Raw genomic sequence first — 17546 nt, 5'->3', positions numbered from 1 at the left:
TGCGAAGGGGACGTAACCCGATATTGACCAAATAGCCAATAAAATAACCGTTCATCAATAGTTCTATTGATAAATATGCACAGTCATACTGCGCCAAGCCTTGCAATTTCTAGCATTATCCCCCCTGCGTCATTTTTAATCAAATCACATTTTTTTACCGTTCCCCAGATAACAGACGCACAATTTGAGCCTAGGCATGAAAAAACCTGCTCTCGCGTCAGCAAGAGCAGGTTGATAATCAATCAGTGATGTAAGCTTGTCGACTAGGCGGATTCAGCATCACCAGATGCTGCTTCAACCTCAGAGACCTCTTCAACGATCGGCTCTGGCTCCTCCACAGTGAACTCGAAACGAGTCTCCTTGTGTTTCGGGAAGCCGGTACCAGCCGGGATGAGGTGACCCATGATCACGTTCTCCTTGAAGCCTTGGAGCATATCTACGCGGCCAAGGGTAGCTGCCTCGGTAAGAACACGAGTGGTGTCCTGGAAGGAAGCAGCGGAGATAAAGGAGTCAGTCTCAAGGGAAGCCTTGGTGATACCGAGAAGAACAGCCTCACCTTCAGCAGGCATACCGCCCTGAGCCACGACAGTCTTGTTCGCAGCATTGAAGGCACTGCGATCAACCTGGTCGCCCCAGAGGAATTCAGTATCGCCCGGCTCGGTGATCTTCACCTTGCGGAGCATCTGACGGATGATGATCTCGATGTGCTTATCGTTAATTTCTACACCCTGGACTCGGTAAACTTCCTGAACTTCGTTCACGAGGTGCTCTTGAAGAACCTGGGCGCCACAAGCTTCGAGGAGATCTTCTGGAGATACTGGACCTTCAGTGATCTGCTCACCTGCCTTGATTGGGTCACCTTCGGCAACGATCACGTGTTTACCCATAGGCACGAGATGATCCGCAGAATCACCGCTTTCTGGGTTAGTCACGATAACCTTCTTCTTACCGCGGACGTTACCACCGAAGGAGACAACACCGTCGATCTTGGCGATGGTGCAAGCATCCTTTGGCTTACGTGCTTCGAAGAGCTCGGCAATACGTGGAAGACCACCGGTAATATCCTTGGTCTTGGCCACTTTACGTGGAGTTCTTGCGAGCTGAGTACCGCCACCGACGACCTGACCTTCCTTGACGGAAAGGTGAGCGCCAACTGGAATGGAGTATGAAGCCAGAACTTCGCCTGTATCTTCGCTAACGATGACAACCTGTGGGTGAAGGTCTTCCTTGTGCTCGGTAACAACCATACCCTTCTTGCCTGTTTCCTTGTCAGTCTCGTTGGCCATGGTGATGCCAGCGATCATGTCTCGGAACTCAACCTTACCACCTTTTTCGGTAAGAATTGGCACGTTGTATGGATCCCAAGTTACGAAGGTAGCTCCCTTCTTCACAGATTCACCATCCTTGACGGAAATCACGGAACCGATGACCACGTTGTGATCTTCCACTTCGAGACCGTTCTTGTCCTGGATGGAGATAGAACCGTTCTTGTTCAGAACAACCCAGTTACCATCAGCGTCCTGTACGGTGCGGAGGTCCTTGTAGACAACCTTACCGGAGTTCTTCGCCTTGATGATTGGCTGTTTGAAGGATGATGTAGCAACACCACCCACGTGGAAGGTACGCATGGTAAGCTGTGTACCAGGCTCACCAATGGACTGGGCAGCGATGATACCTACAGCTTCACCGTGCTGACCGATCTTACCGGTAGCGAGGTTGAGACCATAGCATCGAGCACAGCAACCACGCTCGGATTCACAGGTAAGAACGGAACGGATCTTGAGCTGCTGACGGCCGATGTTCTCGACGCGTTGTGCCTGCTCTTCAGAAACGATGTCGTTCACCTTGATGATAATGTCACCTGAAACTGGATCTCTGACCTCTTCACAGGAAGTACGGCCGTAGATGCGCATGGAGAGTGAAGCTACTTCTTCCTCACCGTCGTAGATCGGCTGCACAGTGATACCATTGACAGTATCACAGTCGTGTTGAGTGATGATCACATCCTGAGATACGTCCACCAGCTTACGAGTCATGTAACCGGAGTCCGCAGTCTTAAGCGCGGTATCAGCAAGCCCCTTACGCGCACCGTGTGTGGAAATGAAGTATTCCAGTACGGAGAGACCCTCACGGAAGTTAGAGGTAATCGGGCGTTCGATAATCTCACCGGATGGCTTGGCCATAAGACCGCGCATACCGGAAAGCTGCTTAATCTGTGCCTTGTTACCACGAGCACCGGAGTCAACCATCATGAAGAGTGGGTTGGCCATCTTGCTACCATCGTTGTGCTCAAGCTTACGGTAGAGAGCGTTAGCGATGTTATCTGTAGCGTGTGTCCAGATATCCACCACCTTCTGGTAGCGTTCGTTGTTGGTGATAACACCGTCACGGTAGAGCTTCTCAACCTTGTCGATTTCCGCGTATGCGTTCTTCAACTCAGCTGGCTTCTCTTCTGGAATAACCATGTCAACCAGACCAATGGATGTACCGGAGCGTGTAGCCTCGGTGAAACCAAGGGACTTCAGCTTGTCCAGTGCATCCACAGTAGCGGACTTACCAGCAACCTGGTAGCAACGCCAGATAACGTCACCGATCTGCTTCTTACCAACATTGAAGTTGATGAAGCCAACACCTTCAGGCCAGATCTCGTTGAAACGCACACGACCTGGTGTGGTTTCGATGATCTTGGACTCTTTGTTACCGTAGACAGTCTTCTTATCGAGGTCTGGGTTACGGAGACGGATGATGTCGTGATACTTGAGCTTACGTGAAGCGATGGCGAACTCCACCTCAGTGGTGTTCTCGAACAGCGGGAAGTGCTTCTCCTTGTCTGCCTCGATCTCAGTAGCTGTACGGGTACGGCTGTAAGTGAGGTAGTAGTTACCAAGAATGATATCCTGGGAAGGAGTGGTGATCGGCTTACCGGAGGAAGGTGAGAAGATGTTGTTTGGCGCAAGCATGAGCTGGCGCGCTTCCATCTGAGCTTCCACGGAAAGTGGCACGTGCACAGCCATCTGGTCACCATCGAAGTCAGCGTTATAAGCTGTACATACGAGTGGGTGTACACGGATAGCGGAACCCTCAATCAGCACAGGCTCGAATGCCTGGATGGAGAGTCTGTGAAGAGTCGGGGCGCGGTTCAGGAGAACCGGGTGTCCCTTGGTAACTTCAGCAAGGATGTCCCAGACCTCGGTGGTCTTGCGGTCGATCATCTTCTTGGCAGAACGCACAGTGTGGCAGTAGCCAAGCTCCTTGAGGCGGCGAATGATGAATGGCTCGAACAAGGTAAGAGCCATCTTCTTAGGAAGACCACACTGACCTAGCTTAAGCTCAGGACCAACCACGATCACGGAACGACCGGAGTAGTCCACACGCTTACCAAGAAGGTTCTGACGGAAACGTCCGCCCTTACCTTTGAGCATGTCGGAGAGAGACTTAAGTGCGCGGTTACCGGCACCTGTCACTGCACGACCGTGACGACCGTTGTCGAAGAGGGCGTCCACAGCTTCCTGCAGCATGCGCTTCTCATTTCGGATAATCACTTCTGGAGTCTTGAGCTGCAGAAGGTTCATCAAACGGTTATTACGGTTGATCACACGACGGTAGAGGTCGTTCAGATCTGATGTCGCGAAGCGGCCACCTTCGAGTGGAACCAGCGGACGAAGGTCCGGTGGAATCACTGGAAGTACGTTCATGATCATCCACTCTGGGCGAGTCTTGGAGGAAGCGAAACCTTGAGCAAGCTTGAGGCGCTTGGCCAGCTTCTTCATGGTCTGCTTGGAGCGTGTATTCTCCATTTCCTCCTGGAGCTGCTTAACGAGCTCAGCAAGATTCACCTGGGAGAGAAGATCCTGAAGAGCCTCTGCACCCATACCTGCGCGGAATGTTTCCTCACCGTAGTCTTCTTCAGCGTCACGAAGTTCTGTCTCTGTAAGGAGCTGACCGCGCTCAAGTGGGCTTTGGCCAGGATCTGTTACGATGAAGTCTTCGTAGTAGATCACGCGCTCAAGGTGACGTGCACTCATGTCGAGCATGAGGCCGATACGGGATGGCATGCACTTGTAGAACCAGATGTGTGTCACTGGTACTGCCAGTTCGATGTGCCCCATACGCTCACGACGTACACGGGAGAGAGTTACCTCCACACCGCATCGGTCACAGACGACACCCTTGTGTTTGATACGCTTGTACTTACCACAAGCACACTCCCAGTCACGTGTAGGACCGAAGATGCGCTCACAGAAGAGACCGCCCTTCTCAGGCTTGAAAGTACGGTAGTTGATTGTTTCAGGGTTCTTAACTTCACCCTTGGACCAGCCACGGATTGTATCCGGATTAGCAACCGTAATGGCTACGTGATCGAAAGAATCTGGCTTTTCATCTACTCCGAAGAGCTCGCGAAGATTTGTTTCAACACTCATAATGTTCGGTTAGTAATGTTTTAATTAGTTGCGGGTTCGTGTTGATTAAAGGGTGAGGTCGTCGAGTGAGAAGTCATCCGAACCACCAGTCACACCTGGAATTTCGTCGTCTTGTGGAGCGAGGCCCTTGCCTGGACGTACGTCGAGACCGAGGGACTGCATTTCCTTGATAAGAACGTTGAAGGACTCCGGAGTACCAGCCTCCAGGTTGTTGTCACCTTTCACGATCGCTTCGTAGATGCGTGTACGGCCCTGAACATCGTCGGACTTCACAGTGAGCATCTCCTGCAGTGTGTAGGCGGCACCGTAGGCCTCAAGGGCCCAGACCTCCATCTCACCGAATCGCTGACCACCGTACTGAGCCTTACCACCGAGCGGCTGCTGGGTGACGAGAGAGTATGGACCAACGGCACGGGCGTGGATCTTATCAGCCACCAAGTGACCGAGCTTCAGCATGTAGATATAACCTACCACCACCGGCTGGTGGAAAGCTTCACCTGTGCGGCCGTCATAGAGTGTAGACTTACCTCCTGTGGAGCCGTCCTTACCGTCACCGACCCATGTGTAGCCGTCGACTTTCTTGGCTTCGGACATGAACTCCCAGATCTTCGATTCAGGAATACCATCGAAAATCGGAGTAGCCACAGTGAATCCGAGAGCCTTGGCAGCAACACCAAGGTGAGTCTCGAGAACCTGTCCCACGTTCATACGTGAAGGCACGCCGAGTGGGTTCAAGCAGATATCTACTGGAGTACCGTCATCAAGGAATGGCATATCCTCTTCTGGAACGATAGTCGCTACAACACCCTTGTTACCGTGACGACCAGCCATCTTATCACCAACGGAAAGTTTACGCTTCTTGGCAACATAGACCTTAACTTCCTTGATCACGCCTGGATCAATCTCATCACCGGACTCCATCTGGTCAAGACGGCGCTCACGGTCAGTATCGAGCTCCTGGAAGCGGCTCTCGAAGCTGGAGATGATCTCAAGGATCTTGTTACGGATCGGGGATGGATCGATCTCGATGTGATCGTGGATCGCTGCAAGCTTGCGAAGAAGAGTCTTCGTGATCTTACGGTTCGCAGGGATGATGATCTCACCGGACTGAGCGTTCACTACGTCGAGTGGGATCTTCTCGCCAAGAAGGATGTCGGAAAGCTTCTCAGTGAGCTGGTCAGTGAGAGCATCTTTCTTCTTCTTGTAGTCGTCGTTGATCTTCTTGAGTTGCTTCTTCATCTCAGCCGGATCGACGTCACCGCTCTTACGACGGGCAACACCGTGGGTAGAGATACGGATGTCCTGCACGATACCGACTGTACCGGATGGCACGCGGAGTGAGGTATCCTTAACGTCAGCAGCCTTCTCACCGAAGATCGCACGAAGGAGGCGCTCTTCTGGAGCAAGCTCAGTTTCGGACTTAGGAGTGATCTTACCGACAAGGATGTCGCCAGGCTTCACCTCAGCACCGATACGTACGATACCATCGTGGTCGAGGTTCTTAAGAGCCTCTTCACCAACGTTCGGAATATCGCGAGTGATTTCTTCTGGTCCGAGCTTGGTGTCACGAGCAGCACACTCGTATTCAGAGATGTGGATGGAAGTGTAAACGTCTTCCTTAACCACACGCTCAGAGATCACGATAGCATCCTCGAAGTTATAACCGTTCCATGGCATGAACGCTACGAGAACGTTACGGCCAAGAGCGAGCTCACCACCTTCGGTGTTTGGACCATCAGCGAGGACAGAACCAATCTTCACCTTGTCGCCACGCTTGACGATAGGCTTCTGGTTCATGCAGGTGCCCGCGTTGGAGCGCATGAACTTACGAAGTGGGTAAACATAGATGCCCTTCTCGAGGTCACTCTTTACACAGAAGTTGTCAGAGAGGAATGCCTCATCAGGTACTGGAAGCTCACCATCCTTGGATACGATGATCACCTCACCAGTGGAGGCTGCCACGATGCCTTCAGACTCGGAAACGACCACTGCGCGGGAGTCCTGAGCGGACTTGGCCTCAAGACCTGTACCTACGAACGGAGCCTCGGAAACGAGGAGAGGTACACCCTGGCGTTGCATGTTTGATCCCATCAGAGCGCGGTTCGCATCATCGTGCTCGAGGAATGGAATCAGACCAGCAGCTACAGATACGAGCTGCTTAGGAGAAACGTCCATGTAGTCGACAGTCGCTGGATCCACCTCGATGAACTCACCACCACGCTCACGGGCAGTAACACGCTCATTGAGGAAGTTTCCACCCTTGTCGATTGGGTTGTTCGCCTGGGCGATCAGGAAGTTTTCTTCTTGGTCAGCAGTAATGTACTCGATCTCATTAGTCACCTTGGAGTTCACCACCTTGCGGTATGGTGTCTCGATGAAACCAAACTCGTTGATACGAGCATAAGTACACATGGAGTTGATCAGACCAATGTTTGGACCTTCAGGAGTCTCAATCGGGCAGATACGGCCATAGTGAGATGGGTGAACGTCTCGCACCTCGAAGCCGGCACGGTCACGGTTCAAACCACCTGGACCAAGAGCGGACAGACGGCGCTTGTGAGTAAGCTCGGCAAGCGGGTTAGTCTGGTCCATGAACTGGGAGAGCTGAGAACGGCCGAAGAAGTCACGCACAACGGCGGAGAGAGCCTTCGGGTTGATCAGCTTCTGTGGAGTCATACCCTCGATGTTTACATCGAAAAGGGTCATACGCTCCTTAACAAGACGCTCAGTACGGGCAAGACCGACACGGCACTGGTTGGCGAGAAGTTCACCAACAGCACGCACGCGGCGTGAACCAAGGTGGTCGATGTCATCAAGAACACCGTCACCCTTCTTCAGTTTGAGAAGGTACTTGGTAGCGTGGAGGAAGTCTTCACCCACCATGGTACGCTCACCACCGTCGACTTTGATGCCGAGCTTCTGGTTGATCTTGTAACGGCCAACGCGAGTCAGGTCGTACTTCTTGGCGTCGAAGAAGAGACGCTTGAGAAGTGCACGTGCGTTTGCGGCTGTCGGAGGATCTCCTGGGCGGAGCTTCTTGTAGATATCTTTGAGAGCAGACTCTTCGTCGTGAGAAGGATCTTTCTTCAGTGTCTTGAGAAGGATCTCATCCTGACGAGAATCAACTACGTCGAGTGACTTGTAGCCAAGAGCGATGAGCTGGCGCACAACACCGATGGTGAGTGGCTCATACTGCTTGGCAACAACAACCTCACCGTCGAGGACGTCTTCGAATGGAACTTTGGAGGAAAGCTCCTCCTCATCCATGCTGTCCTTGAGCTTAAGGGTTTCAATGTCGTAGAAATTGGAAACGAGATCGCGGTTGCTTGGGTAACCAAGGGCACGGAGGAAAGTAGTCGCAAGGAACTTTCTTCTGCGGCGACGGCGATCAAGATAGACGTAAAGCAGGTCGTTGGTATCGAACTGAGTTTCGAGCCAGGAGCCACGGTCAGGAATGATGCGGAAGCTGAATAGTTCCTTACCATTGAGGTGGAGTGACTTCTCGAAGCAGATACCAGGGGAACGGTGAAGCTGAGAAACGATTACACGCTCAGCACCGTTGATTACGAAAGTACCACGGCGGGTCATCATAGGAAGTTCACCCATGTATACACGCTCCTTCTTGGTACCAGTCTCATCCTTCAGCTTGAAAGTGACGTAGAGAGCAGCACTGAAGCTCTCTCCGGTCTGGAGGGATTCCAAAGCAGTCGCCTTGGGGTCTTCAATGTCGTAGGAAATGAAGTCGAGCTCAATTGTCTCGTCATAGCTTTTGATGGGGAAAACTTCCATCAGTACGGCTTGCAAGCCGGTCTCAATGCGCTGGCTAGCAGGCACATCTTTCTGAAGGAAATCTTCATAGGACTTGGATTGAACTTCAATGAGGTTTGGTGGTTCAATCACTTCCTCAATAGTTCCGAAGTAGCGTCTTTCGGCCATGGTAGAATTCTTATGTTTATTAGGCGGTTAAACCCGATGCCGTTGCCGGCCCGGGCGAGCTTGGTTAGGATCCTGTTATTTTCTAATCAGACCTTGGGTATGGCGTCCCTTACCCTGAGGTTTGATCAGACCCCAAACTTCCGAATTTCTCCGAAAATCTGGGATCTAATCGATGAGGCGCAAAAAGGTGACCCCGCATTTTCGCGGAGCCACCTCTTCAGAAAGGTTTCGAAATTACTTGATTTCGACCTTGGCGCCGGCTTCTTCGAGAGCCGTCTTGGCAGCGTCTGCAGCGTCTTTGTCAACACCTTCAACGAGGGCAACTGGAGCGCTTTCAACGAGCTTCTTAGCTTCAGCAAGACCGAGACCGCTAACTACGCCGCGGACAGCCTTAATGACAGCAATCTTGTTGCCACCTGCTTCAGCGAGGACAACGTCGAATTCAGTCTTCTCTTCAGCAGCGTCACCGCCACCAGCAGCAGGACCAGCAACTGCAACAGCAGCAGCAGCGGATACACCCCACTCTTCTTCAAGGTTCTTAACGAGTTCAGCAGCTTCGATGATTGTAAGCTTACCAAGTTCTTCAGCAATTTTTGCTAGATCAGCCATTTTATTATATGTTGTTTTGTAGGTTTCGTCGCGCCCGGAGCATCCGGGACATTTCAGTTCTTCAGACCGAAGGCCCGACGAGGAACCAAGGTTGGTTATCAGGCCGCAGAAGTTACCCTAAGCGGCCATCTGTTCAGATTGTTTATTCGGCAGCAGCTTCTTCTGCTGGAGCGGAAACACCTTCTCCGCCGTCTTTCTTGATTTTCTCGTTGAGTACACGAGCGATCTGTGTCGCTGGCTCCTTGATAACTCCGAGGAGTTGAGCGAGGAGAACTTCGCGAGACGGAAGGTCTGCAAGTGTCTTCAGTTTCGTTACGTCGAGGACTTCACCGTCGAGGATACCGCACTTGAATACGTCATCCTTGCCAGCATCCTTGGCGAACTCCTTAACAGAACGGGCTGCGGCGCAAACATCGCTCTCACCAGTGATGAAAGCTGTTTGACCGACGAGCTCGGAGCTGATGTCAGGAAGTCCAGCACTGTTGAGTGCTGCACGCATGTAGGTATTTTTGGCAACGTGGCACTCAGAACCACCTTCGCGGAGCTTGTCGCGGAGTGTAGCAAACTGAGGCACTGTGGTACCAGCATAGTCGACAACGATGACGAAAGGAGATGCGTTTACACGCTCGAAAAGTTCGTCGATGATGATCTTTTTATCAGGATTCATGAGTCGTTCCTTTCTTTAAAATTATGCGTTAGCGCCGTATACAGTTGAATCAAGCTTAACGCCTGGGCTCATGGAAGCTGCAATAGTAGCACTCTTGATGTAGTTTCCTTTAGCAGAAGCTGGCTTGGCTTTCACCACGCTCTCAACAAGAGCCTTGGCGTTTTCGATGATCTTTGTCTCATCGAAGGAAGCTTTACCGATAGCAGCGGATACGTTACCGCTCTTGTCTACCTTGTAGTCGATACGACCTGCCTTAACAGCTTGAACAGCTTTGGCGGTGTCGTCTGTTACAGTGCCAGTCTTAGGGTTCGGCATGAGACCGCGTGGACCGAGTACACGAGCGATCTTACGAACTTCAGCCATTGCGTCTGGAGTAGCAATTGCTGCGTCGAAATCGGTGAATCCGCCCTGAACTTCCTTGATGAGGTCAGCAAGACCTACTTTGTCAGCACCAGCAGCTTCAGCAGCCTTAGCTGCATCACCAGTCGCGAATACGACTACCTTAACATCCTTACCTGTACCGTGCGGGAGAGCTACAGAACCACGCACCATCTGATCACTCTTACGTGGGTCTACCCCAAGAGCGAAAGAAAGTGTGACGGTTGGGTCAAACTTGATGCCAGGAAACTTCTTGATAGTTCCGACAGCCTCTTCGATGCCGTAAGCCTTGGTGCGATCCACCAGCTCAGCGGCTTTCTGATAACGTTTACTACGTTTAGCCATTGTATTAGTTAGTTTTGCAGTGCATACGGGCCACTTCTACACCCTCCTGCGTTAATATTTCCTCTGCGTTTTTATACAGAGGCGGGAAAGGGGACTCGCTTATGGAGCCCCCTTTGTCAAGCACATTCCGTGCTAAAATGTTAAAATCTTCAAGGTCGATCAACCCAAAGGAATTACATCCCTTCGACGTTGAGACCCATCTGACGTGCTGTACCAGCGATGATCTTGGCAGCTGCCTCAGGATCGTTCGCGTTAAGGTCAGGCATCTTCTGGTTCACAACTTCCATGATCTGATCTTTGGTGATAGTAGCCACTTTCTTCTTGTTTGGCTCACCGGAACCAGAAGCAATCTTAGCAACCTTCTTAAGAAGAACTGCCGCTGGTGGCTGCTTGGTGATGAAGGTGAAAGAAGCATCTTTGTAGACGGTGATTACTGTAGGAAGAAGATCGCCTGCCTGCTTCTGAGTCGCGGCATTGAAGTCCTTACAGAACTGCATGATGTTCACACCAGCCTGACCAAGTGCAGGACCAACCGGTGGAGACGGGTTTGCCTGTCCAGCTTGGATCTGGAGCTTGAGAACTTGTTTGATTTCCTTAGCCATGGTTTGCTATAGGTTAGTTTGTTAATTTGTGCGATGTGTTTGGCAGACAGGGACCCCCCCTGCTCTGCTGGAGATGCAGGACTTACTCGCCTTGTTCGACCTGCCAAAATTCGAGTTCAACCGGAGTTGCGCGACCGAAGATCGTTACAGAGACGCGCAACTTGCCGCGCTCAGCATCAATCTCCTCTACCACGCCATTCTGGCTCTGGAATGGACCGTCAGCAACCAATACAGTGTCACCAACTTCGAAAGCTACAGCTGGGCGGACATTTTCCTCGCGCTCACGGATCTGAGCAAGCATGCCATCAACTTCACGCTGACGCATTGGAATCGGTCTGTCCTTGGTACCAGCAAACCCAATCACACCATCCATCTCCTTGATGAAGTACCAGGTATCTTCGACGAGACGATTGTCTTCAGTCAGAAGATCCATGTTTACAATGATGTAGCCCGGGTAAAACTTACGCTTAGTTTCTGTCTTCTTACCACGGCGCACCTCTGAAACCATTTCGGTAGGAACAAGAACCTCAAAGATCTTGTTGCCCATCTCCTCGGCCTCAACCTGGCGCAGAATGCGATCACGTACACGCTGTTCCTGACCGGAAAGGACGTGAACTACATACCACTGGTTTTTTGCTGGAGGAATGGTTGGCATCGGTATTGGAAAATATTTGAAAATTACGGGTCAACTGTCGCACAGCGTCAGCCACCCTGAGGAATTTAACCCGCGAAGAACTTTGAGATCAACTGGATTGCATTCATGAGAAGCACGTCGGACACAGCAACAAACCCGGCTAGGAGCGTAATTGCAATGAGAACCACCACAGTAGAATCTACAAGCTCCTTGTATTTCTTGAAACCACGCGCCTTTGGATCTGGATCCCACGGCCAGGTAGCTTTGCGAAGCTCACTTTTAACTTCGCCGATGAATGTTGTGATTTTCTCGAACATGCTTTGTTTAGAAAAGTGAAAGGTGGCAGGGGCACAGAGACTCGAACTCTGAACCAACGGTTTTGGAGACCGCTACTCTACCAATTGAGCTATACCCCTTTATCTTTCGAAATTTGAAAATTTTAAGGCGATTGAGGGGCACTTCTGACATTGATTCATCAGAAGCACCCCCAATAAATCCAGCTTTCAGCGATATACACTGAAACCCAGCGCGTTAAAATTAATTAGTCGAGGATGTCGGCAACACGGCCAGCACCTACTGTACGACCACCTTCACGGATCGCGAAGCGCATACGCTTCTCCATAGCGATCTTGGTGATGAGCTCAACTTCCATTTCAACGTTGTCACCAGGCATAACCATTTCAACTCCGTCTGGAAGCTTGATGGAACCTGTAACGTCTGTGGTACGGAAGTAGAACTGTGGACGGTAGTTGGAGAAGAATGGTGTGTGACGACCACCTTCTTCCTTGGAGAGACAGTAGATCTCAGCCTTGAACTTGGCGTGAGGAGTAACGGTACCTGGCTTAACAATAACCTGGCCACGCTCTACGTCTTCCTTCTTAAGACCACGAACAAGGAGACCTACGTTCTCACCTGCACGACCTTCGTCGAGAAGCTTACGGAACATCTCGATGTCAGTGATTGTGGTCTTCTGTGTGTCACGAATACCAACGATTTCAACCTCTTCCATCTTCTTGATGATACCACGCTCGATACGGCCTGTAAGAACAGTACCACGACCGGAGATAGAGAAGACGTCCTCAACTGGCATGAGGAACGGCTGATCGATTGGACGCTCTGGCTCTGGGACGTACTCGTCAACAGCTGCCATGAGCTTGAGAATGTTTTCTTTGTGAGTTGCGTCACCCTGAAGAGCAAGGAGAGCAGAACCCATAACTACTGGGATGTCATCACCAGGGAACTCATACTGGGAGAGGAGTTCACGGATTTCCATCTCAACGAGCTCAAGAAGCTCTTCGTCATCAACCTGGTCAACCTTGTTAAGGAAAACTACGATTGCTGGAACACCTACCTGACGAGCAAGAAGGATGTGCTCACGAGTCTGTGGCATAGGACCATCAGCAGCGGAGCAAACAAGGATAGCACCGTCCATCTGGGCAGCACCAGTAATCATGTTCTTCACGTAGTCAGCGTGACCTGGGCAGTCAACGTGAGCGTAGTGACGCTTCTCTGTTTCGTACTCAACGTGAGCTGTGGAGATTGTGATACCACGCTCGCGCTCCTCTGGAGCACCGTCGATTTCGTCGTATGCCTTAGCTACTGCACCACCGGTCTCAGCGAGAGTGTTGGTGATAGCTGCGGTAAGAGTAGTCTTGCCGTGGTCAACGTGGCCGATTGTACCGACGTTAACGTGTGGCTTGTTTCTTTCGAATGCTTCTTTAGCCATTGTTTTAATTTAGTTGCGCTTTTATTGGGTCTTGCTGGATGCAAGATGGAAATCGGAGATGGAGCTCTTGAGCAGATTTGAACTGCCGACCTCGTCCTTACCAAGGACGCGCTCTACCACTGAGCTACAAGAGCATTTATCCACCGAATGGAAACCTTTGATAGATTCTGGAAACCCTCACTTGCCACTTCTTTTCAGAAGATCCAAGCCAGCGCTTCCGAGGTAGTGAACCTAGGAAAGGCGGGGCGGAAACTAGCAAAGGCGGCCCCACTGTCAAAAAAAAATTGACCCTCGGCTGCATTTTTTATTGAGCACGCCTCCCGACCGACTCTCAACCGAACCACAAATCACGCTATATCAACAGATTACAAACCAATTACAACATTTCAAAAATATTGCCCTGATTTGGCAATTAATAAGCATGTCTAAGCAAAAAGCGGCGCCCTTGCAGGAACGCCGCTCTTATCGAGATCTAAATGCCCTAAAACTAGCGTACTTCCACGCCAGTTTGTGCCCAAATCCACTTTTTAATCTTACCGTCCAAAATCAAGGCCTTCACCTCATGCTTCTGCTCCCCAAAGATCGTATCGGCATTGTAGATTATCAGACCTACCTGATATTCCTGCCCGTCGATCTCCTCCTCACCCTCTAGCTTCCAGCCAAGCACCTTGTCGGCAGTAAACTCTTTGATTGCGCCAGCAGCGATACTGCTCTTCATCAGATCAATGACTGCAGCCTCACTCAGTTGCGCAGCTTTCGGCTCAGGCTGAGGCTCAGGCTTGGGTTCCGGCATAGGCTCGGGCACTACAGCTTCATTCGCTTCATTCTCTTGAGCGGCAAGCCTCGCCTTCTCTTCAGCCTCATTACGTCGCTTCACCTCCAGAATCGGCTTAATCAGCGCCTTGAAGTTGGTGTCATCGATCGGGATTTTAGCATTCACGCTGACCATTTTCGGCTTAAAGATCAAACTATCGCCCTGCAGCCTTACCGGCTCAACCATGGCTCCCTTCTTGAGCACCATAGGCTCCTCCATCCCAGGGATCTGTAGCTTTACAGGAACCAACAACTGAACTTCATCAGGAAAGTCCTCTGGGGTCACCCCCGTCAAATCGACTTCCACTACAGGAGCGGGCTCTAGTTCCTTAACAACCTCCTCGTCCTCGCTCGGTTTTTCAGCCTTCGCCACCAAACCGGCATTCTCCATAATCGGTAAAGCCATCGGATAAAGTACGTACCCGGCTCCCACCAAAACTAACAGCAATAGTATGGAACTACTCTTCATTGCTTAAAATCCTTAACAAGCGATCCCCAGCTGACCAGCTCTTTCTGCGCAATAATCATTGATATTTTTCACGGTAACCATTGACCAATTCTCTCGTATTACACCATCTTCTCACCATGGCCGACACCACTAAACGCCTTTTCCTGCTAGACGGCATGGCTCTCGTCTACCGCGCGCATTTCGCCCTGATCCGCAATCCTATCTATAACAGCAAGGGCATGAATACCTCAGCCGTGTTCGGTTTCATGAATACTCTGCTGGATATTCTCGACAACCATTCCCCTACCCACCTAGGTGTCGCCTTCGATACGAAAGAGCCCACACCCCGCCATGAGATTTTCCCGGAGTACAAGGCCCAGCGCGATGCCATGCCCGAGGATCTGGCAAAGGCCATCCCTGAAGTCAAACGCCTCCTTAAGGCCTTCCACATCCCTGTCATCGAGCTTCCCGGCTACGAAGCAGATGACATCATAGGCACCCTAGCCCACCAAGCTGATGCCACAGGCGAGTACCAGACTTTCATGGTGACCCCCGATAAGGATTTCGCCCAGCTCGTCACCCCCACCACTACCATGTGGAAGCCAGGCCGCAAGGGGTCTGAGGTGGAACTCATGGATGTCCCAGCCATTCTCTCCAAGTGGGAAATCGAGGACACTTCTCAGGTGATCGATATCCTGGCTCTCTGGGGAGACGCATCGGACAACATCCCCGGAGTCCCCGGCATCGGTGAAAAAACCGCCAAGAAGCTCATCAAGCAGTTCGGCTCCGTGGAAAAACTGCTGGAATCCACCGACCAGCTCAAAGGCAAGCAGAAGGAAAACGTCGAGAACAATAAGGAACAGGCCCTGCTCTCGAAAAAACTCGTCACCATCATGGTAGACGCCCCAGTAAGCACCACTTTCAAAGATCTTGTCCTCGACCAGCGCGATGATGAAGCTGTGAAATCCCTCTTCACAGAGCTTGAGTTCAACGCCCTTGGCAAACGCCTCTACGGCAATGACTTTACAGCAGGGCGCGGCCACAGCACCACCGCCAGCGCTGAGCAACCAGAACTCGTCCAGGCCGAACTCAAGACCCTTGCCGATTTCAAAACCAACTACGCCCTGGTCAATTCGGCAGCTGAACTGGACAAACTCGTCAAGCAACTCGAGAAACAGGACCTCTTCTGTTTCGACCTGGAGACCACCGCACTCAATCCGCGCACCGCAGACCTCCTGGGGGTGGCCCTCAGCTGGAAAGCCAGGGAAGCCTACTTCGTCATCCCCGGCAAGGATCTCTCACCATCAGCCATGCTGGAAAAATTAAAACCAGCCCTGACCTCCAAGGCCACCAAGATCGGCCACAACCTGAAGTTCGATCTATCCGTCCTGCTGGCAAAAGGCCTGCAAGCAACAGGCCCATTCTTTGACACCATGCTTGCCCACTCACTAGTGGATCCCGAGCAACGCCACAACATGGATTACCTCGCTGAGTCCATGCTAGGCTACACCACGATCAAACTGGCCGATGTCGCAGCGGAAAACGAAGCGGAAGCCTCCACCCAGTCAGACGACCTCTTTTCCTTCGCCGAGAAGAAAAAGACCACAAAGAAGGATTACGTGGACATGAGCGCCATCCGCGCCGAGTCCCTCAAGGATTACGCCTGTGAGGATGCCGACATCACCTTCCAGCTGGCAGAGATCCTGGCCGAGCAGCTTGACACCTCCGGCCAGTCAGACGTCTTCTACGATATCGAGTCACCCCTTCTCCCAGTTCTTGTCCGCATCGAACACGAGGGGATCTGTGTTAACCGTGACTCCCTCACCGAAATTGGCCACACCCTCGCCAAGCGCATCGAGAACCTCACCAAGAGCATCTACGAACAAGCCGGCAAGGAGTTCAACTTGAACTCGCCAAAGCAGCTCGGAGAGATCCTCTTCGGCGAGATGCAACTCGTTGAAAAACCGAAGAAGACCAAGACCGGTCAATTCAAGACAGACGAATCCACCCTTTCCCTTCTCGCCCCCAAGCACGAGATCGTGGCGAACATCCTTGAATACCGCGAGGCATCCAAACTCAAGTCCACATACGTGGATGCCCTGCCAGAGCACATTTGCCCGTCAGATGGGCGCATTCACACCCATTTACATCAGCTTCTCACCGCAACAGGGCGCCTCGCCTCCTCTGACCCCAACCTGCAAAACATCCCGGTACGCTCCGAGGCCGGACGCGAGATCCGCAAAGCCTTTGTCCCTCGCGGAGAGGAATTCACCCTCTTTGCCTGTGACTACTCCCAGGTGGAACTTCGCGTGATGGCTGCCATTTCAGGAGACCAAGCGATGATCGACGCCTTCCAGCACGATCACGACATCCATACCGCCACAGCAGCCAGAGTCTACGGAGTCGGCATGGATGAAGTGACCCGCGACATGCGCTCCACAGCCAAGATGGTGAACTTCGGCATCATTTATGGTATTTCCGCCTTCGGACTCTCCCAGCGTCTGGGCATTCCACGTGGTGAAGCCGCCGAAATCATCGACACCTATTTCGAGCAATACCCTGCTATCAAGGAGTTCATGGACAAGACTATCGAGCAGGCGGAAAAGGACGGCTACGTCACCACCCTCTCCGGCCGCAAGCGCGTGCTACGTGACATCAACTCCCGCAATGCCTCTATCCGCAAGAATGCAGGCCGCGCAGCAATCAACACCCCGATCCAGGGCACCGCGGCAGACATGATCAAGCTTGCCATGATCAAGGTGGACGACCTCCTCAGAAAAGGCGGCTACCACAGCAAGATGATCCTCCAGGTACACGACGAACTCCTCTTTGACCTTCATCTCGAGGAAAAGGACGAACTCATCCCTAAAATTGTGGAAGCCATGCAGACCGCTCTCCCACTCCCACACGACGTCCCCGCCAAAGCCGATACCGGCATGGGCGGCAATTGGCTCCAAGCTCACTAAT

General features: G+C 51.9%; 11 protein-coding genes and 2 tRNA genes. 1 reads left to right on the top strand and 12 read right to left on the bottom strand.

What is annotated here, in order from left to right; translation table 11 throughout:
- Nucleotides 1–263: 263 nt before the first annotated feature.
- From rpoC to BUB27_RS04905, 12 genes are all read right to left on the bottom strand, one after another.
- Nucleotides 264–4421 carry a DNA-directed RNA polymerase subunit beta' gene (gene rpoC / locus BUB27_RS04960; RefSeq protein ID WP_143158427.1) on the bottom strand — a complete coding sequence of 1386 codons (4158 nt, stop codon included), beginning with the start codon at nucleotides 4419–4421 and terminating at the stop codon, nucleotides 264–266.
- A 45-nt stretch (nucleotides 4422–4466) separates the two neighbouring features.
- Entirely contained in the window at nucleotides 4467–8357 is a 3891-nt protein-coding gene (gene rpoB, locus BUB27_RS04955; RefSeq protein WP_143158426.1) for a DNA-directed RNA polymerase subunit beta, read from the bottom strand.
- A 234-nt stretch (nucleotides 8358–8591) separates the two neighbouring features.
- Nucleotides 8592–8966, bottom strand: coding sequence for a 50S ribosomal protein L7/L12 (rplL, locus tag BUB27_RS04950; protein WP_143158425.1), 375 nt, complete (start codon nucleotides 8964–8966; stop codon nucleotides 8592–8594).
- Nucleotides 8967–9108: 142 nt separating this feature from the next.
- Nucleotides 9109–9633, bottom strand: coding sequence for a 50S ribosomal protein L10 (rplJ, locus tag BUB27_RS04945; RefSeq protein ID WP_143158424.1), 525 nt, complete (start codon nucleotides 9631–9633; stop codon nucleotides 9109–9111).
- A 21-nt stretch (nucleotides 9634–9654) separates the two neighbouring features.
- Complete coding sequence (gene rplA, locus BUB27_RS04940; protein WP_143158423.1) at nucleotides 9655–10356, bottom strand: 50S ribosomal protein L1; 702 nt, start codon at nucleotides 10354–10356, stop codon at nucleotides 9655–9657.
- A gap of 173 nt (nucleotides 10357–10529) precedes the next feature.
- The gene (rplK, locus tag BUB27_RS04935; RefSeq protein WP_143158422.1) at nucleotides 10530–10958 is read right to left on the bottom strand and encodes a 50S ribosomal protein L11; all 429 of its coding nucleotides are present in this window, start codon (nucleotides 10956–10958) and stop codon (nucleotides 10530–10532) included.
- 82 nt (nucleotides 10959–11040) lie between these two features.
- Nucleotides 11041–11613: a transcription termination/antitermination protein NusG gene (gene nusG / locus BUB27_RS04930; RefSeq protein WP_143158421.1), complete on the bottom strand. Its 573-nt coding sequence runs from the start codon at nucleotides 11611–11613 to the stop codon at nucleotides 11041–11043.
- 65 nt (nucleotides 11614–11678) lie between these two features.
- Nucleotides 11679–11909 (bottom strand): preprotein translocase subunit SecE, encoded by a 231-nt coding sequence (locus tag BUB27_RS04925; protein ID WP_143158420.1) that lies wholly within the window; start codon nucleotides 11907–11909, stop codon nucleotides 11679–11681.
- Between the two features lie 23 nt (nucleotides 11910–11932).
- A tRNA-Trp gene (locus BUB27_RS04920) sits at nucleotides 11933–12008 on the bottom strand.
- A gap of 125 nt (nucleotides 12009–12133) precedes the next feature.
- The gene (gene tuf / locus BUB27_RS04915) at nucleotides 12134–13318 is read right to left on the bottom strand and encodes an elongation factor Tu (protein WP_143158419.1); all 1185 of its coding nucleotides are present in this window, start codon (nucleotides 13316–13318) and stop codon (nucleotides 12134–12136) included.
- 59 nt (nucleotides 13319–13377) lie between these two features.
- Nucleotides 13378–13452, bottom strand: a tRNA-Thr gene (locus BUB27_RS04910).
- Between the two features lie 353 nt (nucleotides 13453–13805).
- Nucleotides 13806–14537 carry a hypothetical protein gene (locus BUB27_RS04905; protein WP_143158418.1) on the bottom strand — a complete coding sequence of 244 codons (732 nt, stop codon included), beginning with the start codon at nucleotides 14535–14537 and terminating at the stop codon, nucleotides 13806–13808.
- A gap of 179 nt (nucleotides 14538–14716) precedes the next feature.
- On the opposite strand from BUB27_RS04905, the gene polA reads away from it, so the two are divergent.
- Nucleotides 14717–17545 carry a DNA polymerase I gene (gene polA / locus BUB27_RS04900; protein WP_143158417.1) on the top strand — a complete coding sequence of 943 codons (2829 nt, stop codon included), beginning with the start codon at nucleotides 14717–14719 and terminating at the stop codon, nucleotides 17543–17545.
- The last annotated feature ends 1 nt before the right edge of the window (nucleotide 17546 follow it).

The organism is Rubritalea squalenifaciens DSM 18772 (assembly GCF_900141815.1).
In the GTDB taxonomy this organism is placed as follows: Bacteria; Verrucomicrobiota; Verrucomicrobiia; order Verrucomicrobiales; family Akkermansiaceae; genus Rubritalea; species Rubritalea squalenifaciens.
Note: the sequence above shows the minus strand (reverse complement) of the source record. Positions and strands in the feature narration are given on the sequence as shown.